The following is a 23,043-nucleotide window of genomic DNA, read 5'->3' on the forward strand; positions in this document are numbered from 1 at the left end:
GTCTCGGCTACGTGGCCGCGGGAGCGTTCTCGCTCGAGGCGCGTACGACGAGGGCGGGGGTCAGGCGTTCGGACGCGGCGGGTTCGCCGGCCAGGACCCGCAGGAGGAGTTCGAGGGCGCGGGCGCCCATCTCGTGCATGGGGGAGCGCACGCTGGTGAGCGGGATGGGCAGTTCGGCGGCGAGCGGCGTGTCGTTGTAGCCGGCGATCGCGACGTCGTGGCCGGGGCGCAGGCCCTGGTCGCGGAGGGCGCCGAGCGCGCCGATGGCGGCGAAGTCGTTGACGGCGAAGATCGCGGTCGGCCGGGCGCGGGAGCGGAGCAGACGGTCGGCCGCGGCGCGTCCGCCGGCGGCGTCGAAGTGCGAGTGGACCACGCGTGAGGCAGGCACGTCGACGCCCGCCTCGCGGTAGCGGTCCAGGAAGCCCGTGGTGCGGTCGATGCCGGTGCTGGCGAAGGGCTCGCCGGCGATCACACCGACTCGCGTGTGGCCGAGTTCGAGGAAGTGCTCGGCCACCAGGCGGCCGCCCTCGTAGTCGTCGCAGGTCACCGCCGGATGGTCGCCGGCGCGGCGGTTGACCAGGACGAACGGGACCTGCTGGCCGGCGATGTCGTCGAGGAACGCGCCGTCGATGTGCGCGTCGCCGAAGATGAGGCCGTCGACCCGGCGGGACAGCGCGAGTTCGGTGCGTTCGCGCTGCTCGGCGGCCTGGTCGCGGCTGTTCATCACGAAGGTGGTCATGCCGTGGCGGGCCGCGGCGTCCTCGATGCCCTCGTACACCGTGGCGAGGACGAGGTCGGACAGGCGGGGCACCAGCACGCCGATCAGGTTGCTGCGCCGGGTGCGCAGGCTGGCGGCGTGCGGGTTGGGCCGGTAGTTGAGCCGGGCCGCCCACTGGCGGATCTCCTCCGCGGTCTGCCGCGACGCGGCCCGCTGCGCGTCCTCGGGCGAGCCGTTGAGCACGCGGGACACCGTCGACACGTCGACCCCGGCCGACTGCGCGATGGCGCGCAGCGTGGCGTGTCGTTGCCCCGTTCGAGCCACCCTCGTCCCGCCTCTCGTGGTGTCGCGCCGGCAGCGATCTTCTCATCCCACCCTTGACAGTTCAGCGAAGTGCGCCTTTCATGCTACCCAAACGTTTGAGCCAAACGTTTGGGTCACCACTTCGAGGCACCCAAACGTTTGGGCAAGGAGGTGGAGTGGTGCGACGACGCACCCAGGTCGTCCCCGGACGCTACGCGTCGCCGGCCCCGCACGCGTGGCGGATCCGGTGAGCCGGCTGCCGTCTCCGGCGGGGGCGGGTTACTTCGCCCGGCACACCGTGACCGGGTTGACCGGCGAGCTCCGCGCCGGCCGCGTGTCACCGGAGGACCTCGTCGAGCAGGCGCTGGCCGCGGCCGCTCGCCTCGAACCGGAGCTCAACGCCTTCGTCACCCTCGACGAGGACGGGGCACGGGCGGCCGCTCGCCGCGCCACCGAGGAACTGGCGGCGGGCGTGGACCGCGGTCCGCTGCACGGGATTCCCGTGGCGGTCAAGGACGTGGTGGACACCGCCGGCCTGCGCACCACGATGGGCTCCCGCCACTTCGCCGACCGGGTGCCGGACCGCGACGCGACCTGCGTACGACGGCTGCGGGCGGCGGGCGCGGTCATCATCGGCAAGACCGCGACGCACGAGTTCGCGTACGGGCCCACGGGCGACCGTGCGGCGGGCGGGGCGACGCGCAATCCGTACCGGCCGGAGCGTATGGCGGGCGGGTCCAGCAGTGGGTCCGCGGCCGCTGTGGCCGCCGGCGTCGTTCCGGTGAGCGTCGGCACGGACACCGGCGGCTCGGTGCGCATCCCGGCGGCCCTGTGCGGTGTCGTCGGACTGAAACCGTCCCACGGCGCCGTGCCCGTCGACGGGGTGTACCCGGTGGCGCCCTCCCTGGACACGGTGGGGCCGCTGGCGCGCACCGCCGCGGACTGCCGTCTGCTCTGGAACGTGCTCGCCGGCCGTACGGCGGCCGAACGCGACGACGCGCCGGTGGTCCGGCGCGTGGGCTGGATACCGCCGGACACGATCCACCCCACCTCGCCCCGGGTGACCGAGGCGGCCCGCGCGTGCCTGGCCGGCGGCGGGTTCGAGGTGGAGGAGGTGGCCGTTCCCGAGGCGGCCGCGCTGGCGAGGGCGTACCACACGATCCAGGGCAGCGAGGTCTACGCCGTGCACGCCGATCGGATGGCCACCGCCGCCGACCTGTACGACGAGGAGGTCGCCGAACGGCTCCGCGGGGCCGCGCGCGTGCGCGGCTGGGAGTACGTGCGGGCGTGCGACCTCCGCGACCGGGCCCGCGAGGCGGTCACCGCGCTGCTGCGCGTCCACGACCTGCTGGCCCTGCCCACCGTGCCGATCCCCGCGCCCCCGCTGGACGCCCGCGCCCGGCGGGCGGGCGACGCCGGCGTCGACGTCCGTACGGCACTGCTCGCGCTGACCAGCCCCTGGAGCGTGCTCGGCCTGCCCGCCGTCACCCTGCCCGCGGGGCTGGTCGACGGGCTGCCCGCAGGCCTGCAACTGGTGGCGCCGGCCGGCGGCGAGGAGCTGCTGCTGGCCGTGGCGCAGGAGTTGCACGACGCCACGACCGAGACCGAGCCACCCGTACCGGCCCGACACTGAAGGGAAACGCCATGTCCTCTGCCCCTCCGCCCGCCGCCACCAGCCCGGTGACGGCCGCCGCCATCCAGTTCGACCCCCAGGTCGGCGTGGAGAACAAGGACCGGAACCTGCGGCGAACGCTGGAACTGGTCAACGAGGCCGCCGACCGGGGAGCGACGCTCGTCGTGCTGCCCGAACTGGCCGGCACCGGCTACGCGTTCGCCACCCGCGAGGAGGCGTACGCCCACGCCGAGGAGGTGCCCGCCGGCCCGACCACGCGGGCATGGATCGCGCTCGCCCAGGAGCGCGGCATCCACCTCGTCGGCGGCCTGGTCGAACTCGACGACGACGGGGTCCGCCTGTTCGACACCGCCGTGCTCATCGGTCCCGACGGGCTGGTCGGCAAGTACCGCAAGACCCACCTGTGGGAACGAGAGAAGCTGATCTTCACCCCGGGCGATCTCGGCTTTCCGGTGTTCGACACCAGGATCGGCCGGATCGGCCTGCTCATCTGCTGGGACATCTGGTTCCCCGAGACGGCGCGGCTGCTGGCCGTCCAGGGCGCCGACGTCATCTGCAGCGCCAACAACTGGGTGTGGACCCCGCCGCCGCTGTTCGACGAGGCCGGCCGGTGCATGGCCGCCTATCTGACGATGACCGCCTCGCACGTCAACAACGTCGCGTTCGTCGCCGCCAACCGGGTGGGGGAGGAGCGGGGCGGCCGGTTCCTCGGCTGCTCGCTGATCACCGGCACCAACGGATGGCCGATCGGCCCGGTCGCCTCCGCCGAGGACGAAACGATCGTCTACGCCGGCCTCGACCTGGTCGCGGCGCGCTCGGCACTGGTCTGGAACGACCTCAACGACCTCGCCCGGGACCGCCGGACCGACCTTTACGACCCACTCCTGGGCTACCGCGGCGGCGACGCCCTCCCGCGCTGAAGGAGGCTCCCATCATCGAGAGAATCGCCGGCCGCTCCGCCGCGAGGGGCGCCTCGGCCGCGGCCCTGCGGTGGCCGGCCGGCCTCGCCCTGATCGCGGTGACCGCGGCCGCCGCCGTCGTCCTCAGCCGCGTGACCGGCCGGCTGCCCCACCTGCTGCCCGGTTACGCCCACTGGGAGCGGCAGGCGTACACCCGTGTCCCGCAGTTCCTGCGGTGGTGGATCGGCGACACCACCGAGGCCGAGTTCTTCAAGAGCGGCCTCGGGGGACTCGGCATGCTCGCGGGCGGCTGGATCGCCCACGCCGCCGGAAGGCGCGGCCGGCGCTGGGCGGGCTTCCCCGTCGCGTGCGGCAGCGGCCTGTGGCCGTGGATGACCGGTTCGGCCGCCCTCGGCCTGCTGCTGTCCGACGTCGCGTGGGGGTGGACGCTGCCCGCCTCCGGGACCTGGCAACCCACGTTCGTGCCGTTCGTCTCCGTCCCGCCGGCCATCGTCCTGGTCTACGGGGCGGGGTGGGCGGTCGCGGCGACCGGTGCCGTGCTCGGCGCCGCCCTGACCACCCCGGTCGCGCTGCTGCTGGTCGACTTCGTCTGCCTGCCGCTGCACCTGCCCACGGTGATCGGCAACGTCACCGGCATGTGGGTCGGCGCCCTGATCGCCTTCGCGCTGTGCCGCCGCCTGCCGTGGATGCCGCCCGCCCTGGCCGCGCGGTCCACCCCGGCATCCGATCCGCCGGGCGGGGCCGCCGAGCCGTCCCCGGACCAGGGGCCGGGCTGGGTGGTCCGGCGCGTCCTGGCCGACTTCACCGAGGCCCAGTTCTTCGGCAACGAACTCGCCTCGATCGGCCTGGTCGGCGGCACCGTGCTGACCTTCCTGCTCAACCCGCTGACGCCGGTCTACGGCAGCGGTCTGCTGCCCGCCCTGCTGACCTCCCAGGTCATCGCCGCCACGGTCGGGGTGCTGGTCCACCGGCGGCGCTGGGCCGAACACGGCTGGTACCCCACCTTCGTGCCGGTCGTCTCCGTCGCCCCGGCGACCGTGCTGACCTACGGGCCCACCGTCCAGGCCGTCATCGCCGGAGCGGTGTTCGGCGCGCTCGCCGGGCCGCCGCTGGCCGCGTGGATCTCCCGCCGGCTCCCACCGGACTTCCACCCGTTCATCGGCAACGTCGTCTCCATGACCGCCTGCACGCTCGTCGCCGTCCCGCTGCTGGGCACGCTGCCCGGCTTCACGGCGGCCTGACCACACTGAATGAAAGGGTTCAACGTGCGAACACTCACGTTCGACCACGACGGAACGACGATCAGCGCCCGAAGGCGCGACGGGGACGGTCCGCCCCTCGTCGTTCTTCCCGGCATCATGGCCGACGCCGCCACCTGGCAACCCGTCGTCGACCACCTCACCCCGTCCAACCCGGTCATCGTGCTCAACCGCCGAGGCCGTGCTCCGAGCGGCCCGCTCGGCGCCGGGTACACCGTGCGCACCGAGATCGACGACCTCCACCACGTGCTCGACGCCCTCGGTGAACCCGTGCACCTGTTCGGCTGGAGCTACGGCGCGCTGATCGCCGCCGAGACCGCCACCGAGCGCGCGGGCCTGCGGTCGCTGACCCTCTATGAGCCGGTCGGGCGGCCCTTCGCCCCGGAGGCGGTCCCCCTCCTGCGCGACGCCATCGACCGCGGCGACCTCGACCGGGCGGTGGAGATCGTCAACATCACCGTGTCCGGATTCACCGCCTCGTACGTGGCCGCGCTGCGCGAGGACCCCGTCTGGCCGGTCCTGCGGACCCTGGCCGCGTCGTTGGCCGACGAACTCGCCGCCATCAACGACCACCGCCCGCGTCTCCACGAGTACCGCGACCTCGACCTGCCGGTCACCCTGCTCCTCGGCGAACTCAACGAAGGCACGGCTCCGTACGGCACCGCGTTCACGCCGTTCGCGCAGGCGCTGCCGCAGGCGCGGATCGTCCGCGTCCCCGGCCAGGGCCACCTCGCGCACGCCCAGGCCCCGCGCCTGCTCGCGGAGTCCATCGCCGACGCGCTCAGCGGAACGCCGGCCGGCCGGTGATCGCCTGGCCCACGACCAGGGTGTGCATCTCGACCGTGCCCTCGTACGTCAGCACCGACTCCAGGTTGGTCATATGACGGATCACCGGGTACTCGAGGGAGATCCCGTTGGCGCCCAGGATCGTACGTGCCGTGCGGCAGATGTCCAGAGCCTCGCGCACGTTGTTCAGCTTGCCGAGGCTGACCTGCTCGGGGCGCAGCGTCCCGGCGTCCTTGCGCCGGCCCAGGTGGAAGGCGAGGAGCAGTCCCTTGGTGTACTCCAGGGTCATGTCGACGAGCTTCTGCTGCGTCAGTTGGAAGGCGGAGATCGGTTTGCCGAACTGCGTGCGCTCGCCGGCGTAGGACAGCGCCGCGTGAAGGCAGGACCGGGCCGCTCCCATCGCCCCCCAGACGATCCCGAAGCGCGCCTCGTTCAGGCAGCTCAGCGGCCCCTTCAGCCCGGTGACCTCGGGCAGTACCGCGTCGGCGGGGAGCCGGACCCCGTCCAGCACCAGCTCGCTGGTCACGGACGCCCGCAGCGACAGCTTGTGCTTGATCTCCGGCGCCGAGAAGCCCGGGGTGCCGGCGGGCACGACGAACCCACGGACTCCCTCGTCGGTCCGCGCCCAGACCACGGCCACGTCGGCGACGCTCCCGTTGGTGATCCACATCTTGCGGCCGTCGAGGATCCAGTCCGACCCGTCCCTGCGCGCCCTGGTCCGCATGCTGCCCGGGTCGGAGCCGGCGTCGGGCTCGGTGAGCCCGAAGCAGCCGATGGCCTCTCCGGCCGCCATCGCGGGGAGCCATTGCCGCTTCTGCTCCTCCGAGCCCCACCGCCAGATCGCGAACATCGCCAGCGACCCCTGCACGGACACCAGTGAGCGCACCCCGGAGTCCGACGCCTCCAGCTCCATGCACGCGACGCCGTACTCGGTGGCGGACATGCCGGCGCAGCCGTACCCCTCCAGGTGCATGCCGAGGACACCGAGGCCGCCCAGCTCCTTCGCCAGGCCGCGTACGTCGGGGATCTGTCCGCGTTCGAACCAGTCGGCGACGAACGGATCGACCTGCTCATCACAGAGCCTGCGCACCGCGGTCGCGACCGCCCGCTCGTCGGGCGTGAGCAGCTCGCCGAGCCCGGCGGGATCCCGGGGGTCGAGGGCGGGCGGGCGCGTCGTCGTGCTCATCGGGTCTTCTCCTCTGCGAGCCAGCGGCGAACCTCGTCGCTGTGTTGTCCGAGCCGGGGCGGGGGCGCGTAGTGCGTGACGGGCGTCTCCGAGTAGCCGATGGGGTGGCGGATCTGCGGCGGCGCGGAGTCGCCGACCGGGACGGTCGCCTCCAGGCCGAGCGACTCCGCCAGCCTCAGCCCGTCGGCGATGTCGCCGACCTTGCCGGCGGGCACCCCCACCGCGGTGAGGCGGGCGGTCCAGGAGGCGACGGTGTCCTGGCTCAGCCGCTCCTCGAGAGCGCGGCGCAGCGCGGGGCGGTTCAAGACGCGCGCCTCGTTCGTGGCGAAGCGCTCGTCGCCGGCCAGCTCGGCGGCGCCGAGGACCTCGGCGAGCCGGCCGAACTGCCGGTCGTTCCCGCACGCGAGGGCCAGCATGTCGTCCTTGCACCGGAGAGTCTCGTACGGCGCGATGGACGGGTGCCGATTGCCCATCCGCCGAGGCGACCGGCCCGTCGCGAGGTAGGCGGAGGCCTGGTTGGCGAGTGAGCCGAGCAGGCTGGACAGCAGATTGACCTCCAGCCGCTGCCCCCACCCGGTGGCGGCCCTCGCGTGCAGCGCGGCGAGGATGCCGATGGCGGCGTCCTTGGCGGTCAGGACGTCCACCAGGGCCACGCCGACCTTCGCCGGCTCGCCGTCCTCCTCACCGGTGATGCTCATGAGCCCGCCCATCGCCTGGACGAGGAAGTCATAGCCCGGGATGGCCGCGCCCCCGCGGCTGCCGAAACCGCTCACGGAGCAGTAGACGATCCCGCTGTTGGCGGCGCGGACGGACGCATAGTCGAGTCCCCGCCGGGCGAGCGCCCCGTCGCGGAAGTTCTCCAGGAGCACGTCGGCGCGCCGGGCGAGCTCGCGCGCCAGGGCCAGGTCCTCCTCGTCGTCGAGGTCGAGCACCACGGAGCGTTTCGACCGGTTCGCACACTCGAAGTACGAACTGGAGTTGGCCGTCCAGGGCGGTCCCCAGCTGCGGGTGTCGTCGCCGACGTCAGGCCGTTCGACCTTGATCACGGTCGCCCCGAGGTCGGCCAGCATCATGGCCGCCAGGGGTCCGGCCAGCACCCGGCTGAAGTCGGCGACGATGACTCCGTCCAGCGGCATCGCCATGCCACCACTCCCTCGCGGTCTCGGCTCAACTTCTTCGCATATTGGCATCTTTCTACGTATTTACGCAATAACCCTGGGGTAGGGTCTCCTGGGCACCACCGAGCGAGAAAGCGCTGATGTCGTGTCGACGCACCCCACGCCGCATGGCCGTCCGAGGCCTCGCCACCGCATGATCGACAGGGTGGCGACCATCCTCGACCTGGCGGCCCGGTCGCGGTCCGGGGTCACGCTGACCGAGTTCGCCCGCGAGCTGGACGCGCCCCTGAGCTCCGTTCAGGGGCTGGTCAACGGCCTCGTGGCGACGGGATACCTCGATGAGCGCGAGCGGCGCTACACGCTGGGGCCGGCTCCGTTCCTGCTGACCCGGCTGGCCGGGCGGCCGGCCGTCACCGCCGTCACCCACCAGGACCTGGTGGAGCTGCACGAGGAGACCGGCATGACGGCGGTGCTCGCCATCGTCGTCGGCAGCGACCTGTACTACGTGGACTACGCGTCGTCCGATCCCAGGTACGCGTACCTGGCCGAGGGCTTCGTACGGCGCTCCCTCATCCGCACGTCCACCGGGTGGATCCTGCTGGCCGGGATGGAGAAACGCGACCTGTGGGCGCAGATCGGCGCGCTGCCCCCGGCCGAGACGGAGCGCGTGAACCGCTTCCTCTACTCCCTCGCGCGGATCCAGCGCGAGGGCCTGGTCGCCGCCCCCCGCGCGTCCACGGAGGCGGACGGCGTGTCCGTGGCGGTGATCGAGGACGGCAAGACGGTCGCCGCCGTCGGCGTCATGGGCGGCCACGCCGAGGTCGCCGACCGCAAGGACGAACTCATCGAGGTCCTGACACGGCGCCGCCGCGAGTGGGAAGGCCGCGCCCCCGCGATGGAGTAGCGGCCGGGGCCGGTCTCACCAGTTCGGAAAGGCCAGATCCATGATGACTGCGACCTGATAGCGATCATCGGCCGTGCCGAGTCCTGGTCTGTCCACTATCAGGACACCACAGTCATAGGCCGTCCTGAAATGCTGTACGGCCCTGTTGGTGTCACCTATCTGAAGACACGCTATGCCGCACCAGTAGTGCGCGTAAAAGGTGCTGAAAGAAGCTTCAGCGCCTCCTGCGTAGGAGGAGTACGAGCCGTAGGAGCTGACCAGATTCGCATGTCTTTCATCGTGCGTGCTCGCGATCGCGGCATTGTGCATATGGACATGGCCGGTCGTCTCTGATTCCCACAGGTCACCGCGATTCGCCGGATCGAGCGCCTCGCGAACATGTGCGGCGACCGCATCGATCAGCTCGTTGATGACGTGTGTCGCCACCTGTTGGCCGACAGGATTGTCCAGTACGACTTTGATGCACCTGGCGGCTCTCTCTAAATTGGGTGACGGCATCCCGGCCTCCGTTTACAGTAGATGTCGCCAGACCTATTCCTTGTCACCTTACGTCGCAAGTGTCGCGCTGTCGCGTGAAGTTTCCAGGATTGATGATTCTGTGATGATCGGCCTGTCATCAAGATCAAATTTCAGGCGTTCCCGAACCGTCGAGTAGGGGCGCGCCAAATACCGGGCAGACCGAATTACGGCCCCTCGCATCGGGGCTTTCGGGGGTCGTCCCCCGGGTGGGCACAGCGGTGGGGCCGGTGGGATTCGAACCCACACTGGCGCGATCCTAAGTCGCGTGTCTCCTGCCTGATTGGACTACGGCCCCTGGGGCGAGCGGCGCGTCAGACGCCGAGCTCGCGAAGAATGCGTTCGACGTGGCCCGTGGCCTTCACGTTGTAGAACGCCTTCTCGATCCTGCCGTCCGCGTCCACGATGAACGTCGACCGGCGCACGCCGATGAACGTCCGGCCGTACAGCTTCTTCTCCCCGTACGCGCCGTAGGCCTGCAGGACCTTCGTGTCGGGGTCGGAGAGCAGCGGGAACGTGAGGTTGTCGCGCTCGCGGAACTTGGCGAGCTTCGAGGGCTCGTCCGGGGAGATGCCGAGCACCGCCACGTCGGAGCCGGTGAGTTCCTCCAGGTGCTCCTGGAAGCCGACCGCCTCCTTCGTGCAGCCGGGGGTCATGGCGGCCGGGTAGAAGTAGACCACCACGCGCCGACCGCGGAACGACGACAGGGAGACGGGCTTGCCGTCGGCGTCGGGGAGGGTGAACTCCGGGGCGGCGTCCCCGGGCTCCAGCCGCTGTTCCGTCACGAGAGTACCTTTCCGTTCGAGCCGGGGCCTGTTCCGCGAGCCCCGCCTCGCGCGGGACCGGAAACAGAACCTTGCCCAACCCTACTCGTCAGGGTCCCCACGCAACGGGATCGGGTACAGAGTGGGCAGGAAGCGGTGTCGCGGGACCGTTCCTGACAGACTGATCATTGCTTCGCCCGGTGACAGCGCCGCAGGAGGTACGAGACGAGATGGCCGACAAGACCCGCGACCCCGCGATGATAGAGCGCGAGATCGAGCTGACGCGTCAGGAGCTGGCGCGCAGCGTCGACCTGCTCGCCGAACGCCTGAGCCCCAAGCGCGTCGCGCAGCGTGGGGTCGCCAAGGCCAAAGAGGAGGCCGGCAACGTCGCCACGGACATCAAGACGATCGTGCGCCGGGAGTCGGCCGAGCGCCTGAGCCCGCTGACCGGCCCGGTGCTGATCGGCGCGGGTCTCCTGGCCGCCGGCGTCGCCCTGCGCCTGCTGCTGCGCCGGGGCAACCAGGACTGCTGACGGCGGACCGCCGGGACACGCGGTCCCGGCGGTCCAGAGGGCACTCAGTCCGACGCGGTGGCGAGGCGGCTCGAGCCCGACGCGCGGGGCGTCGCGATGTTCTTGATCGACACGCCCGCGGTCTCCGGGATCAGGAGGATCGGCACCAGGGCGATCAGGCCGGCGACGACCAGGTAGAACGCCGGGATGTAGTTGGTGTGGAACACGCTGATCAGCGAGTCGATCACCAGGGCGGACGTGCCGCCGAACACCGACGTCGAGATGTTGTAGCCGATCGCGAACGCGCCGTACCGCACCTGCGTGGGGAACATCGCCGGGAACGTCGAGCCGATCACGGCCAGCATCAGCACGAGCAGCGCGCCCATGATGGCGAAGCCGGCCGTCACCGTCACCGGGTTGTGGAGCTGCATCAGCTTGATCGCGGGGAAGCTCAGCAGGATGTAGCCGGTGGCGGCGGTGGCCAGCAGCGGCTTGCGGCCGACCCGGTCGGACAGCCGCCCGAGCGGCGCGATCACCAGGAGCATGCCGAACTCCACGCCGATGGTGGTGAGCTGGGCGGCGACGTCGCCGATGCCGAGGTTGTCGGTCAGGTACGACGGCATGAACGTCAGCAGCGTGTAGTCGGCGACGTTCAGCAGGATGACGATGCCGATCAGGTTGAGGATCATCCGCCAGTGGTGGAGGAGGGTCTCCTTCAGCGGAGAGGAGGCCTTGTGGCCCGTCTCGTCGAGCTCCTTGAACGCCGGAGTGTCCTCCAGCCGGACGCGCACGTACAGGCCGACGAGGCCGAGCGGCAGGGCGAGCAGGAACGGGATGCGCCAGCCCCACGCGTGCATGCGGTCCGCGCCGAGGCTCAGGTTGACCAGCAGGACGAGACCGGAGCCGAGGATGTAGCCCCACAGGGTGCCGAACTCCAGGAAGCTGCCGAGCACCCCTCGTCGTCGTGTCGGTGCGTACTCGGCGATGAACGTGGCCGCCCCGCCGTATTCGCCGCCGGTGGAGAAGCCCTGGATGAGGCGTACGAGCAGGAGCAGGATCGGCGCCGCGAGACCGATGGTGTCGTAGCCGGGAAGGACGCCGATGACGAAGGTCGACCCGGACATCAGGATGATCGTGGTGGCGAGAACGCGCTGCCGCCCGAGCCTGTCGCCGAGCGGGCCGAAGAACATGCCGCCGAACGGCCGGATCACGAACGCCGCCGCGATCAGCGCGAACGACTTGAGCGTCGCGCTGCCGGCGCTGTCGTGCGGGAAGAAGACGGTGCCGATGATGGTCGTCATCACACCGGCGCTGAACACGCCGAAGTCGAACCATTCGATGCAGTTGCCCATCGCCGACGCGACGACGGCTCTGCGTACGGTCGCCTGATCGGGTGGGTCCTCAGCTCCGGAAGCGACCTGTTCGACATCCTCCTGCATGGAGTGTCCTTCCTCCTCGACGTCTGAGGCGGCGGGTGGGACCCAAAAGACCGTCACGGTTGGTCTTAAACCCGTCACCGACTGCCAGACAGGCTGCCCACGTGAATGACCGCCAAACGTGACATTTCTGGTGAAAGGGAGTTACCAACGCCGAGCAGCGGCCGAGCGACCGAGGTTTCAGCCGAGGTGGGCGGCGGTACTCGCGGTGCCGCCCGCCTCGGCCTCGAACGCGACGGCGAGGGTTCCGGTCGTGCCCGGCACGGTGACCGTGGTGGTCCCGGACCGGGTGATCTCGACCTTCTTCTGGCCGAGGATCTTCCCGTCCCACACGTAGGCGTACGCGACGCCCGGACCGCCCGCGCGCAGCCGGAAGGTGACCGAGCCGTCTCCGGCCCTGGGCCGCCCGGCCAGGCGAACGGCGAACGGCGCGGCCGGGCCGGCGGCGAGCGGGACGCGCGTCGACGCGGCCTGGATGATCGACTGCGGTGAGTTGACCGACAGCGCCGCGGTCTGCGGCATCACCGGCGGCGGGGCCGTCGTGGGCCGGCCGGGCGGCGGCGTGTAGCCGGGCAGGGTGGCCAGGCCCCAGCGGTACGGGTCGCCCTGGACGCCGCCCCACGTCGACCAGCCGATGCGCGTCTGGCCCGTCTTGTCGGTCGTGTCGGAGTCGTAGACGAAGATGTCCAGCGCGAGCCGTGACGGGTCGACCGCCGCGGGCAGGTCGGCGAGCGGGATCTTCGTCTCCACCGTGTAGCCCGTGTACGGCGCGGACACGGTGGAGGCCACCTGCATGCCCGGAGCGGTCTCCGCGCCCGGTCCCTGGTGGTTGTCGGCGTCGCGTTCGAAGCACGGGCCGCCGCCGGAGGTGAACGGCAGGATGCCGGTCTTGAACGTCGTCGAGGTGTTCTCCGCGTCGCCGCGCGGGTCGAGCGCGATCTCCACCGAGTCGGTGCGCCAGTGCCGCTTGCAGTCGGCGGCGTCCAGGGCGCTGCCCTGCTTGTCGTCCTTCACCTGCACCAGCACGTACAGCGCGTCGTCGTACCAGGTCGCCTTCGCGGTGGCCGAGCAGTCGGCGGCCGACGAGCACGCCGTGCCCTCCCACAGCCGCGACAGGTCCAGCGACGGCCCGGAGTACTCCCCGGCCGACTCCTTGCCGTCCACGTCCGGGGCCGCGCTCGCCTGCGGGATCGTCGCCCGCGGCACGAGTTCCAGCGCGGCGTTCGCGACGTCGGTGGCCGCGCCGTCGGCCGTCGTGCTGATCGTGTAGTCGTAGTCGCCCGCGCTGCCGCCCTGGTTGGAGGTCGGCAGGGACGCGTCCGTGTTGCGCACGGTGAAGGTCACCGAGCCGGTCTGACCGGCCGCCAGGGTGTACGGCCGGTTCGCGGGCTCGGCGGTGAAGCCCTGCGGCAGGTTCAGCGTGACGGTGCCCTGGTGCGGCCGGTCCGTGGTGTCGGCCAGGTCCACGCGGACCGTGCGCGAGTCGCCGGATCCGAGCGTGAGCACGCGTTCGACCCGCCCGGACAGCTGCGGGACGCCGGTGGACGCGGCCCAGGCGTCGAAGTCGGACACGCGTGGCAGCGGCTGCTGCGCGCCGGTGACGGCGTTCCGCACCTCGACGGCCCGGCCGGTGGTGCCGGTGCCGTGCGCGGTCCGCACGGTCGCGCCGAGCCGTACGCGCCCGGCCTTCGCGTCCGCGGCGGGGGTGACGGTGAACTTCGCCGTGCCGTCGCGCACCGTGCCGGAGCCGGCGGCCGTCCAGCCGGCGGGCAGCGAGAGCACGACCCGCCCCGCGGGGGCGTGCGCGGTGACGGTGAACGGCTCACCGGCGGCGACGCCGAACTCGCTGGTGGTCAGGGAGAACTCGGTGCCCAATGGCAGACCGCCCCTGGCCGGGTAGACCGCGCCCTCCAGCGCGGCGTCCGGAGCGTGGTTCCCCGGAGTGAAGGGCACGCGGCTGTCGACCTGGGTGAAGTAGTCACAGCCGATCTTGTTCGGGTCGGAGGGCGGGTCGGCGGTGCCGGCCCAGCCCTGGCTCGCGTAGAAGCGATCGGCCTCGGCCTCCACCTGCGCCCAGGTCGCACCGCTCCGCGACCGGCGCCCGGCCCAGACGCCGTACACGTCGGCGGACGGGTCGGTCGGGGTGAACGTCGTCTCGCAGCCGGGCCCGTCGCCGCTCTTGACCAGGTGCTCCTGGTGGAGGAGGCGGCCCGCCCGCCAGGTGCGCAGGTGCTCCTTGGAGAGCTGTTCGGGGAAGGCCTTCGGGTCGGCGGCGAGGTAGTACGCCTCGACGGCGAGCCGCCCGGCCTCCTGGTGGTTGCCGTGCTGACTCGGGATCGGCGACGGCGTCATCGTGACGATCACCTTGGGCCGCGTCTCGCGGACGAGGCGGACGACCTTGGCGATCGTGGAGTCGTGGTCCCAGGCCTTGCGGGTGAGCTCGTCGCTGACGGTGTAGTAGAAGTCGACCTTGTCGAGGTAGTCGATGTCGGCGATGCCCGCCTTCGCGACGGCCTTGCGCTCCTCGGCCTCGCGGAGCAGGCCGAGCGCCGGCCCCTCCTCGGTGCCGACCGCGTTGCCCCCGCCCTCGCCCCGGGTGATGGTCAGCACGCCCGTACGGAGGTGGCGCTGCTCGTTCCACTGACCGAACGTGGACAGATCACTCGACTCGTCGTCGGGGTGGGCGCCGACGAACAGCACGTCGAGCCCGCCGGGAGCCGTGGGTGCGCTTGCGGCGGAGCTGGGAACGTTCCGGCCGGGCGCCGCCCGGCGTACGGCCGGCGCCGCCGGAAGCGCGGCGGACCGGGCGTACGATGTCTGGGTGTACGCGCTCGCGGCGGCGTTGACCTGCCGCGACTGGGGCGCCGAAGGCTGCCGTGGCGACGTCGGCGGGACGGCCGAGGGCAGCAGCGAGACGACCAGACCGGCGGCGAGCGCCATGGGCGCCCCGAACCCTCCGCGCATGGCGGCCAACTCCTCTTAAACGATCACAGCCGATCGACTGAGGGTACGTTGCGAACTCATTCTTTGACAGCCCCGGAAAGCATGCCCGCGATGAAATGGCGTTGCAGGAAAACGTAGACGATGACCACCGGGGTGGCCACGATCAGGGCCCCCGCCATGAGCAGCTGGTACTCCGTCTGGTGCTGGCCCTGGAAGATCGACAGGCCGAGCGGCGCCGTGCGCCGGCCCTCGTCGGAGTTCACGATGACCAGGGCGAGCAGGAACTCGTTCCACGTCCACATGGCGATGAGCAGCACCATCGTGAGGATCGCGGGCCGGCCGACCGGCACCAGGACCCGGCGCAGCGTGGTCCAGCTCGACGCCCCGTCGATGCGCGCGGCCTCGATCAGCGAGCGCGGCGCGGAGCGGAAGTAGGCGCGCATCCAGAAGACGCCGAATGACACCGACTGGGCGATCTGCGGGAGCATCAGGCCGGGCAGGGTGTTGTCCAGCCCGGCCGAGCGCAGGTCGAAATACAGCGGGATGACAATGGCCTCGGTAGGCACCATCAGTCCCAGAAGGAACAGATAGAACAAAGCGGTCGAACCGCGAAATTCCATGGTGCCCAGGGCGTACCCGGCCAGGATCGACAGCGCCGACGCGACCACGACCACCACGGTGACGACGATGAGGCTGTTGGTCAGGTAGCGGGCGAAGTGCCCCTGCCGCCAGGCCTCGGTGAACGCGCCGAACGACAGGTGCGGCAGGCCCAGCGCCTGCGCGGCGACGGCGAGCAGCGGGAAGACGGCCACGACCGTGAACAGGCTCAGCACGCCGTACGTCGCGAGGCGCTCGTTGCGGGACGTCATGAACGCCCCTCGACGACACGTGTGATCCCGGCCGTGAGGATGAACACGACGATCGCGATCGTGATGCCGATCGCGCAGGCCAGCCCCACCTCGCCCGTGTTGAACGCGCGGTCGTACACCTCGTAGGCGGGCACCTTGGTGGCGTCGCCCGGCCCGCCGTTGGTCGTCAGGTAGATCAGGTCGAAGTTGCGCAGCGCGGCCACCGTCGTGAGGGTCAGCGCGACGGCCAGCTCCCGCCGCAGCCCCGGGAGCGTGACCGCGAAGAACTCCCGTACGGCGCCGGCGCCGTCGATGCGCGCCGCCTCGTACAGCTCGACCGGGATCTTCTGCACGCCGGCGAGGAACAGCACCATGGCCAGTCCGATCTCCACCCAGGTGCCGATCAGGCCGACCGACGGCAGCGCCCAGCCGAAGTCGCCCAGCCAGCCGCGCGTCAGGCCGCCCAGCCCGACGAACCGGAGCGTGCCGTTGACCGGGCCGTGGTCGGAGTAGATCCACTGCCAGGCCACCGCGACGGCCACCATCGCCACGACCTGTGGCAGGAACAGGACCGTACGGAAGAACGTCATGCCGCGCGGCCGCGAGCGGGACATCACCGACACCAGCACGAAGGCGATGCAGCAGGGCAGCACGGCGTAGAAGAAGAGCAGGACGAAGGCGTGCCAGAACGAGCCGCGCAGGCTCGGGTCGGAGAACGCCTGGGTGTAGTTGCCCAGCCCCGCCCACGTGCCGAGGGTGAGGCCGTCCCAGTGGAACAGCGACAGGTACGCCCCGTGCACCAGCGGCCACAGCAGGAACAGGGCGTAGACCACGAGTGCCGGCAGGACGTACAGGTAGCCGATCCGGCGCGGCTCACCGGGCGGCCGGGCGCGCCCGCTCAATTCTTGGCCAGGAATGCGCTGTAGTCCTTCTGGGCGGCGGCCATGCCCTGCTGTGGCGTCTTACGGCCCGCGATGATCTCCTGCAGCGCGCCGCCGAGCGTGTCCATGAACGTCGTCGTCGAGTAGTCGAGGTAGGGGACGAGGAGGTCCTTGTCGCTGGCGGTCCGGTAGGCCTGGAACACGTCCCGGCCGACCGGCGAGGACGGTGTGGCGCTCGCCGGTTTGGCCGAGGGCAGCCCGCCGGTCTGGACGACGACGTCCATCGCCTGGGGGCTGGTCATGAAGTTCAGGTACGCCGCGGCGACGTCGGGGTGCTTGGACTTGGAGGTGATCGCCAGCGGCAGGCCGGGGCCGCCGAGCGTCGGAGGCTGGGCCTGACCGGCCTGCGGGGGCGGCGGGAGCATGAAGCGGACCTTGTCTCCCAGCTTCTTCTGCAGGTCCGCGGCGAACCACGGCCCGCCGATGAGGAAGACTCCGTCGCCCTTCGCGAACGCCGACGGCGAGTCGTTGTACTTGCCGGCGTTGGCGGTGCGCGGCAGGTAGCCGTTCTTCGCCCAGCCGGCGAGCCTCTGCGCGGCCTGCACCACCGGCGGGTCGGTCCACGCGCCGCTCTGGCCGAACACCAGGTTGCGCAGCGCGCCCTTGTCGGCGGTCTGGCCGAGCAGCACGCCGAGCTCGTGGATGGCCGGGAACTTCTCCAGGTTGGCGAAGTAGAGCGGCGTCTCGCCCTTGCTCTTGGCGAGCGCCAGGTCCTGCTCGAACTGGCTGAAGCTCGTCGGCGGCTGGATGCCGAGCTTCGCGAGTTTGTCGGTGTTGTAGTAGATGCCGACCGCCTCGCCGGTCATCGAGACGCCGTACAGGCTGCCGGAGCCGATGGTCTTGCCGTCCGTGGTGACGCTGTTGAGCTGCGAGACGCCCGCGGGGAACCGCGTGTGGAAGCCGTAGACCTTGTCGTACGGGTCCAGGGGGACCAGCGCGCCCGCCTTGACCAGCGCGGCCATGATGCCGTACCCCTGGTTGGCCTCGACCACGTCGGGCGGGTTGTCGCCGGACAGCGCGAGGCGCAGGGTCTTCTCCAGGTCGCTGAACGACCGCGACACCCGCTTGATCGTGACGTTCGGGTACTTCGCGTGGAAGGCGGCGTTGAGCTTCTGCATCTGCTCGTTCTGGCCGCCGAGGACCTCCTGGTCCCAGACGGTCAGCGTGACCGGCCCGGCCTTGGCGATGTCGGTCCGCACCGCGCTCGGCGGCTTCTGCGTCGGTTTCGGATTGTTCGATCCCGGGGCACAGGCGGACACGGAGATCAGCATCGTGGCGAGGACCATGATCGGTTTCCGCATGGCGGGGGCTCCTTCGTCAACCGAACCGAGGCTTCGGTGCCTTTTTACAAGATCTTCATCCTCGGCGCACCGTCCTCCCGGAACGGTCCAGCGGTTCTCACCACGCCCCGCGAACGGTCGGCTCGGCGCGGGTCACGTTGATCGGGGCCGCGTCGGGGATGTACGGCACGAGGAACGAGTAGTCGCGAAGGATCTCTTCGGGCAGCTCACCGGACTCGCCGAACGCCGCGATGTCGCCCCAGCAGGGCGAGCCGAGCGAGCCGCTGTGGTGACGCACGGACAGGCCGGCGCACAGGTTGGCGAAGCGCAGGCGTTCGAGCAGCGGCCACCGGGCGAGCGTGCCGTAGACGAACCCGGCCCCGAACACGTCGCCGGCGCCGGTCGGGTCGAGGGCCTCGACCGGCAGTGCCGAAGCGTCGGCCCGCTCGCCGGTGGTGCCGTCGATCGCGATCGCGCCGTCGCCTCCGCGCTTGACCACGACGACCGGCACCCGCTCGCTGAGCGCCGCGAGGGCCAGCTCGGGCGTCGCGGTGCGGGTGTAGGCCATGGCCTCGATGGCGTTGGGCAGGAACACGTCGACGTGGTCGAGCCGGTCGAGCACGTCGCTGGACCAGGTCTCGGTGGAGTCCCAGCCGACGTCGGCCACCACGATCGCGCCCCGGGCACGCATCTCCCGCGCCCAGTCGGGCACGGGGTGGTCGATGTCGAGGAAGCAGGTGCGGGCGGCCGGCGGAGTCGTGATGAGCTCCTCCGGCATCACCGGCATCGGCCGGTGGTAGGTGACCATGCTGCGGTCGGCGTCGTAGGCCAGCGACACGGTCACCGGCGTCGGCCAGCCGGGCAGCCGGCGTGAGTGATCGAGCCCGACCCCCTCCTGCTCGGAGAGGGTACGCCACAGATAGGCGCCGAACATGTCGTCCCCGAAGGCGGCGGCGAGCCCCACATTGAGGCCGAGCCGGCTCATCGCGACCGCGATGTTGGCGATGCCTCCGGGAGCCGATCCGAGCCCGTCGGTGATCAGCTCGGTGCCCGGCGGGGGCAGGCCGGGCAGCCCGGTGAAGATCATGTCCATGAAGACGGTGCCGGCGAGGAACACGTCGAGCCCGTCGCGCCCGGGATGCAGCAGGTCCCCGGCCGCCCCACGTTCGGCGCAGGGGTCGTGCAGGCGGGGCTCGGGCGCGTGGCCGGGCCGGGCCGCGATGTTCTCCACCTGACCCATGGCGTGTCTCCTCACCGGATCTCCGGGCCTGAGGTAACGACCATACGCGCCCGCGCAAGCCCCTCATCAGCCGATCCGCCGAACCGATGATCACAAACCGCCCGGCGACCCCGTACGGCCGGTCAGAGGAACGTCTTGCCCTCGCCCCGGTAGGTGGGGACGGTGTCGACGAGACGGTCGCCGTCGATCAGGTGGAGCTCGGCGAAGCGCTCGCACAGCTCGCCGGCCTTGGCGTGCCGGAAGTAGACCCGGTCGCCGATCTCCAGCTCGTCGGCGGCGGCGCCGACGAGCGGCGTCTGCACCTCGCCCGCGCCCTCCTTGGAGTCGAACCGCAGCCCGGCGGGCAGGAAGGGCTGCGGCAGGCGGCTGCGGTCGCCGACGCCCGACGCGGGATAGCCGCCGCCGAGGACCGTGACCACGCCGGGGCCGGGACGGCGGACGACGGGCAGGGCGAACAGCGCCGCCGGACGGCCCGTGAAGTTGGTGTAGTGGTCGAACAGGACCGACTGGTAGAGGCCGGAACCCGCCGCGACCTCGGTGACGGAGACCTCCGCCGCGGTCTTCTCCACGCTGCCGGTGCCGCCGCCGTTGACGAACTCCAGGTCGGCCTCGGCCCGGACCGCCTTGACGATCGCGGCGCGGCGGCGGGCCAGCTCGACCCGCGACTGCGCCTGGACGAACCGGACCGCCCGGGAGAAGAACGGCTTGCCGGGCGGATTGTCGCCGACCCCGGCGATCTGCGACTCGTACGCCATCAGCCCCACGAGGCTCAGCGTGGGCCGGCGGGCGACGTCGCGGGCCAGCGCGGCGGCCTCATCGGCGGTACGGATGGGGGAGCGCAGGGCACCGATCCGCACCCGGCCCCCGGCGGGACGCCACGCGGCGTCGATGTCGATGCAGACGCGGATCGGCCGGTCGCCGCCGGCGGACTTGGCGATGTCCTCGATCATGTCGAGGTGCTGGACGCAGTCGACCATGACGGTGACCGTCGCCGCCGCCCTCTCGTCGCGGGCCAGCTCGGTCAGGACGCGGCGGTCCACGGTCGGGTAGGCGACCAGGATGTCGTCGCTGAGCCCCTCCGACGCCAGCCAGAGCGCCTCGGGCAGCGTGAACGCCATGATCCCGTGGAACCCCTCGGTGGCGAGGACCTGTGAGAGGAGCGTGCGGCAGCGCACCGACTTGCTCGCCACCCGGATCGGCTTGCTCCGCGCGCGGCGTACCAGGCCGGCGGCGTTCGCGCGGAAGGCGTCGAGGTCGACGATCGCGAACGGCGGCTCCAGGTGGGCTGTCGCGGCGTCGTACCGCTCACGCAACGTCATAGCCGCAGATTGCCACATTTTCGGCGAATATGAAAAGCCTTCACCTTCAGTCGGGGTCAGCCCTCGGCGGGCCGGAGAGTGAAACCCGGACGTTGATCGGCGCCGGGAGAGGCGTCCGTCGCGGTGACCTCAGTGGAGCCGCCCGCGGGGGCGTCCGCCGTCGGGGAGCCGCCCGCCGGGACGGTCTCCTGGAGGGCGACCACGGCGGCGGCCAGCGCCAGGGGCACGGCGACGGCCAGCGCCAGCGCCGGCACCGCGATGCCCGAGTCGTTCACCGCCCCGCCCACCACGGCGGTGACGAAGGCACCGGACAGCCCGGCCCGCAGCATCGGCGCCCGCTCGTACGCCCGCTGCAGGCCACCGGCGCCCGCGCGCCCCGGACGGTGCAGCACCAGCAGGACGAACAGGAACCCCGCCACCACGACCGGCAGGAGCGTCGGGTTGCCGAACGTGTGCACCATCGCGGCGAACTTGCGCTCCAGCCAGGGCAGCGAGTCGCCCTCGACGAGCTGCCCGAAGAACCGGCCCATGTGCGTCTGCCGCGACGGCGGACGCAGGTAGTCGATCCAGGCGACGCCGAGAACGAGCGCCATCCCGGTCGCGCGCAGCAGTTGGAGCCGCAGGAACGACACCCGCCGCCCGGCCACCAGCAGCGCGGTCGTCGCCAGGCCCGGCACGAACGCGACCAGGCCGCCGAAGTCGCTGCCCCACGCGGTCCAGCTGTCCAGCAGCGCCGCGGTCAGGGTCAGGGCGAGGACGACCGCGACGGCGGCCCGGCGACCGGCGCGGGGTTCGAGCCACTGGGCGATCCCGGCCGAGGCGAGCAGGGTCGAGGTGGCCAGCACCGCGAACGCGATGTTGCCCATGCCGTAGTACCGCCCGCCCACCAGCGGCGAGTACCCCATCATGCTGTTGAGCTGCAGGTGGGTTCCGGTCAGCAGGTCGGCGGCCAGGACCGCGGCGGTCACGCCCGCGATGACCGTCCCGGGGCCGAGGAGGTGGCGGCGCCACGGCCCGCACATCGCCAGCCCGACCACGAGCGCGTCGCCGGCCGCGATCCCGGCGACCAGCCAGAGCGCGGGCCGGGACATGTGCCACCAGGGCACCAGGTTGACGAGGTAGGTCGAGACCGGGACCGCGGCGGCGATGAGCGCGGTCAGCCGGGTCGCGGACAGGATCCGGCGACGCCGGCGCAGGGACCCGTGCCGCAGCGCCAGCGCCGCCGCCGCGTACAGGAGGACCTGGCTGATCACGAACCCGGCGAAGAAACGCGGGAGCAGCCGCCGGTGGGTCTGCGCCGCGACGTCCTGGGAGGACAGGTCGGCCACCGAGTCGGCGAGCGCGGGCCGTACGGCGTCCGGCAGCAGCGGCGTTCCGATCAACCCGGCCGGCGCCGGGACCCCCGCCGAGGCCAGCAGCGTCGCGGTGAGGTCGGGCAGGATCACCATGTTCGCGCGCCGGGTGGAGTCCGAGCCGAGGTAGCGGCCCGCGGTCCCGGGGCCGGTCGCGATGGCGAGCCGCAGATGCGGCGTACGGCTCAGGTCGTCGGCCACGCCCGCCACCACCACGCCGGTGCCGGCGGGCAGGTGCGCCAGCACCGTCCCGACCGTCGTGTCCGCCCGGCGCGCCGCGGAGGCCCGGTCGCCGCCGCCGACCATGCCCGCGTCGACGATCGAGACCGCGCATCGGGACCACGCGCCCGGCGGCAGCGCGGCGGGCGCCGGAGCGTACGTGTCGACGCGCCCCCGGCCGTCGGCGGCGGCCAGCGCCGCTCCGGCGCCGACGGCGTTCACGCAGCCGCCCGCCCGGTGCACGGCGTCGGCCAGCAGCCCCACCGGGCCGAAGCCCGCGTTGATCCGCCGGATCCGCTCGGTCTCGCCGACCATCGCGCCCTCACCGTGCCGGGAGAGGTGGACCGGCCGGTGGCAGTACGGCCCGGCGGCCGACCGGGCGCCCGCCGAGACCGTGACCCAGCCGTCCGCCGGGCAGGTCAGGGTGCCGACCGCCCGTACCGACAGCAGGCCCGTCCCGGCGGTGCCGGCGAGGCGCCACAGGTTCGGGGTGACCGAGGGCCCGACGTCGTTCCACCGCAGCCCGGGAACGCCGATGAGGACGACGTGCCGCGCCGAGGCCGCGTGGGCCGAGGGTGCGTGGGCCGGGGTCGCGCCCGCACTCGGGAAATGGGCGATGAGAGCCGCGGCGGCCAGTGCCAGCGCGGCGGCGACGCGTTTCGGCAACGATCGGCTCCCCGTCGAGTTCGCGACATGGCGGGGGAGATGATGCCCGCCGCTCGCGGCGCCCCCGCGCCGCGCGAGTTAAGCGCCCCCGTCCGCTCGGTGAAGTATGGACGGCGCTCTCGCGGCGAGGGGCGCCGTCCACCGGCATGTCGCCGGTCTTTGCCGGTTACTGGCACGAGC

19 protein-coding genes and 1 tRNA gene are annotated in these 23,043 nt (G+C 71.8%); 6 read left to right on the plus strand and 14 right to left on the minus strand.

The window, feature by feature from the left end; all coding sequences use genetic code 11:
• Positions 1-7: 7 nt before the first annotated feature.
• Entirely contained in the window at positions 8-1,042 is a 1,035-nt protein-coding gene (locus tag QSK37_RS27725; RefSeq protein ID WP_285626633.1) for a LacI family DNA-binding transcriptional regulator, read from the minus strand.
• Between the two features lie 226 nt (positions 1,043-1,268).
• On the opposite strand from QSK37_RS27725, the gene QSK37_RS27730 reads away from it, so the two are divergent.
• The 4 genes from QSK37_RS27730 (at position 1,269) to QSK37_RS27745 (ending at position 5,640) form a co-directional block, all read left to right on the plus strand.
• The gene (locus QSK37_RS27730; protein WP_285626635.1) at positions 1,269-2,654 is read left to right on the plus strand and encodes an amidase; all 1,386 of its coding nucleotides are present in this window, start codon (positions 1,269-1,271) and stop codon (positions 2,652-2,654) included.
• An 11-nt stretch (positions 2,655-2,665) separates the two neighbouring features.
• Positions 2,666-3,574, plus strand: a complete 909-nt coding sequence (locus QSK37_RS27735; protein ID WP_285626637.1) for a nitrilase family protein — start codon at positions 2,666-2,668, stop codon at positions 3,572-3,574.
• A 98-nt stretch (positions 3,575-3,672) separates the two neighbouring features.
• Positions 3,673-4,815: a hypothetical protein gene (locus tag QSK37_RS27740; protein ID WP_285626639.1), complete on the plus strand. Its 1,143-nt coding sequence runs from the start codon at positions 3,673-3,675 to the stop codon at positions 4,813-4,815.
• A 24-nt stretch (positions 4,816-4,839) separates the two neighbouring features.
• Positions 4,840-5,640 carry an alpha/beta fold hydrolase gene (locus QSK37_RS27745; protein ID WP_285626642.1) on the plus strand — a complete coding sequence of 267 codons (801 nt, stop codon included), beginning with the start codon at positions 4,840-4,842 and terminating at the stop codon, positions 5,638-5,640.
• Here QSK37_RS27745 and QSK37_RS27750 read toward each other — a convergent pair.
• Both QSK37_RS27750 and QSK37_RS27755 read right to left on the minus strand, forming a co-directional pair.
• On the minus strand, positions 5,615-6,805 hold the full coding sequence (locus QSK37_RS27750) for an acyl-CoA dehydrogenase family protein (protein WP_285626645.1): 1,191 nt from the start codon (positions 6,803-6,805) through the stop codon (positions 5,615-5,617). The two genes, QSK37_RS27745 and QSK37_RS27750, sit on opposite strands and share 26 nt — an antisense overlap.
• Positions 6,802-7,947 carry a CaiB/BaiF CoA transferase family protein gene (locus tag QSK37_RS27755; RefSeq protein WP_285626647.1) on the minus strand — a complete coding sequence of 382 codons (1,146 nt, stop codon included), beginning with the start codon at positions 7,945-7,947 and terminating at the stop codon, positions 6,802-6,804. Before QSK37_RS27755 ends, QSK37_RS27750 begins: the two co-directional genes overlap by 4 nt.
• Positions 7,948-8,116: 169 nt before the next feature.
• On the opposite strand from QSK37_RS27755, the gene QSK37_RS27760 reads away from it, so the two are divergent.
• Positions 8,117-8,827: a helix-turn-helix domain-containing protein gene (locus QSK37_RS27760; protein ID WP_285626649.1), complete on the plus strand. Its 711-nt coding sequence runs from the start codon at positions 8,117-8,119 to the stop codon at positions 8,825-8,827.
• 15 nt (positions 8,828-8,842) lie between these two features.
• Here QSK37_RS27760 and QSK37_RS27765 read toward each other — a convergent pair whose 3' ends face one another.
• The 3 genes from QSK37_RS27765 to bcp form a co-directional block, all read right to left on the minus strand.
• The gene (locus QSK37_RS27765) at positions 8,843-9,325 is read right to left on the minus strand and encodes a hypothetical protein (protein WP_285626652.1); all 483 of its coding nucleotides are present in this window, start codon (positions 9,323-9,325) and stop codon (positions 8,843-8,845) included.
• A 240-nt stretch (positions 9,326-9,565) separates the two neighbouring features.
• Positions 9,566-9,641, minus strand: a tRNA-Leu gene (locus QSK37_RS27770).
• A 16-nt stretch (positions 9,642-9,657) separates the two neighbouring features.
• A complete protein-coding gene (gene bcp / locus QSK37_RS27775) occupies positions 9,658-10,128 on the minus strand; it encodes a thioredoxin-dependent thiol peroxidase (protein ID WP_285626654.1) in 471 nt (156 codons plus the stop codon).
• 179 nt (positions 10,129-10,307) lie between these two features.
• Between bcp and QSK37_RS27780 the strand changes: the two genes are divergently transcribed.
• Positions 10,308-10,640, plus strand: a complete 333-nt coding sequence (locus QSK37_RS27780) for a DUF3618 domain-containing protein (protein WP_285626657.1) — start codon at positions 10,308-10,310, stop codon at positions 10,638-10,640.
• 44 nt (positions 10,641-10,684) lie between these two features.
• Here QSK37_RS27780 and QSK37_RS27785 read toward each other — a convergent pair whose 3' ends face one another.
• The 8 genes from QSK37_RS27785 to QSK37_RS27820 form a co-directional block, all read right to left on the minus strand.
• Complete coding sequence (locus tag QSK37_RS27785) at positions 10,685-12,058, minus strand: MFS transporter (RefSeq protein WP_285626660.1); 1,374 nt, start codon at positions 12,056-12,058, stop codon at positions 10,685-10,687.
• A gap of 177 nt (positions 12,059-12,235) precedes the next feature.
• Positions 12,236-15,019: a sugar-binding protein gene (locus tag QSK37_RS27790; protein WP_285626663.1), complete on the minus strand. Its 2,784-nt coding sequence runs from the start codon at positions 15,017-15,019 to the stop codon at positions 12,236-12,238.
• A 56-nt stretch (positions 15,020-15,075) separates the two neighbouring features.
• The gene (locus QSK37_RS27795) at positions 15,076-15,867 is read right to left on the minus strand and encodes a carbohydrate ABC transporter permease (protein ID WP_285626666.1); all 792 of its coding nucleotides are present in this window, start codon (positions 15,865-15,867) and stop codon (positions 15,076-15,078) included.
• On the minus strand, positions 15,864-16,748 hold the full coding sequence (locus QSK37_RS27800) for a carbohydrate ABC transporter permease (RefSeq protein ID WP_285579850.1): 885 nt from the start codon (positions 16,746-16,748) through the stop codon (positions 15,864-15,866). The genes QSK37_RS27795 and QSK37_RS27800 overlap by 4 nt, the downstream gene beginning before the upstream one ends.
• A complete protein-coding gene (locus tag QSK37_RS27805; RefSeq protein ID WP_285626669.1) occupies positions 16,745-18,088 on the minus strand; it encodes an ABC transporter substrate-binding protein in 1,344 nt (447 codons plus the stop codon). The genes QSK37_RS27800 and QSK37_RS27805 overlap by 4 nt, the downstream gene beginning before the upstream one ends.
• Before the next feature lie 97 nt (positions 18,089-18,185).
• Complete coding sequence (locus QSK37_RS27810) at positions 18,186-19,307, minus strand: carbohydrate kinase family protein (protein WP_285626671.1); 1,122 nt, start codon at positions 19,305-19,307, stop codon at positions 18,186-18,188.
• 122 nt (positions 19,308-19,429) lie between these two features.
• Positions 19,430-20,626: an amino acid deaminase/aldolase gene (locus QSK37_RS27815; RefSeq protein WP_285626674.1), complete on the minus strand. Its 1,197-nt coding sequence runs from the start codon at positions 20,624-20,626 to the stop codon at positions 19,430-19,432.
• A 56-nt stretch (positions 20,627-20,682) separates the two neighbouring features.
• A complete protein-coding gene (locus tag QSK37_RS27820; RefSeq protein WP_285626677.1) occupies positions 20,683-22,863 on the minus strand; it encodes a hypothetical protein in 2,181 nt (726 codons plus the stop codon).
• Positions 22,864-23,043 lie beyond the last annotated feature (180 nt).

The organism is Actinoallomurus iriomotensis (assembly GCF_030269445.1).
Lineage (GTDB): Bacteria > Actinomycetota > Actinomycetes > Streptosporangiales > Streptosporangiaceae > Actinoallomurus > Actinoallomurus iriomotensis.

Excerpts from the sequence above, each read along its gene's own strand:
- QSK37_RS27735 (WP_285626637.1), top strand. The coding sequence starts at position 2,666 with ATGTCCTCTGCCCCTCCGCCCGCCGCCACCAGCCCGGTGACGGCCGCC.
- QSK37_RS27750 (WP_285626645.1), bottom strand. The coding sequence starts at position 6,805 with ATGAGCACGACGACGCGCCCGCCCGCCCTCGACCCCCGGGATCCCGCC.
- QSK37_RS27755 (WP_285626647.1), bottom strand. The coding sequence starts at position 7,947 with ATGGCGATGCCGCTGGACGGAGTCATCGTCGCCGACTTCAGCCGGGTG.
- QSK37_RS27760 (WP_285626649.1), top strand. The coding sequence starts at position 8,117 with ATGATCGACAGGGTGGCGACCATCCTCGACCTGGCGGCCCGGTCGCGG.
- QSK37_RS27765 (WP_285626652.1), bottom strand. The coding sequence starts at position 9,325 with ATGCCGTCACCCAATTTAGAGAGAGCCGCCAGGTGCATCAAAGTCGTA.
- QSK37_RS27785 (WP_285626660.1), bottom strand. The coding sequence starts at position 12,058 with ATGCAGGAGGATGTCGAACAGGTCGCTTCCGGAGCTGAGGACCCACCC.
- QSK37_RS27790 (WP_285626663.1), bottom strand. The coding sequence starts at position 15,019 with ATGCGCGGAGGGTTCGGGGCGCCCATGGCGCTCGCCGCCGGTCTGGTC.
- QSK37_RS27795 (WP_285626666.1), bottom strand. The coding sequence starts at position 15,867 with ATGACGTCCCGCAACGAGCGCCTCGCGACGTACGGCGTGCTGAGCCTG.
- QSK37_RS27805 (WP_285626669.1), bottom strand. The coding sequence starts at position 18,088 with ATGCGGAAACCGATCATGGTCCTCGCCACGATGCTGATCTCCGTGTCC.
- QSK37_RS27810 (WP_285626671.1), bottom strand. The coding sequence starts at position 19,307 with ATGGGTCAGGTGGAGAACATCGCGGCCCGGCCCGGCCACGCGCCCGAG.
- QSK37_RS27815 (WP_285626674.1), bottom strand. The coding sequence starts at position 20,626 with ATGACGTTGCGTGAGCGGTACGACGCCGCGACAGCCCACCTGGAGCCG.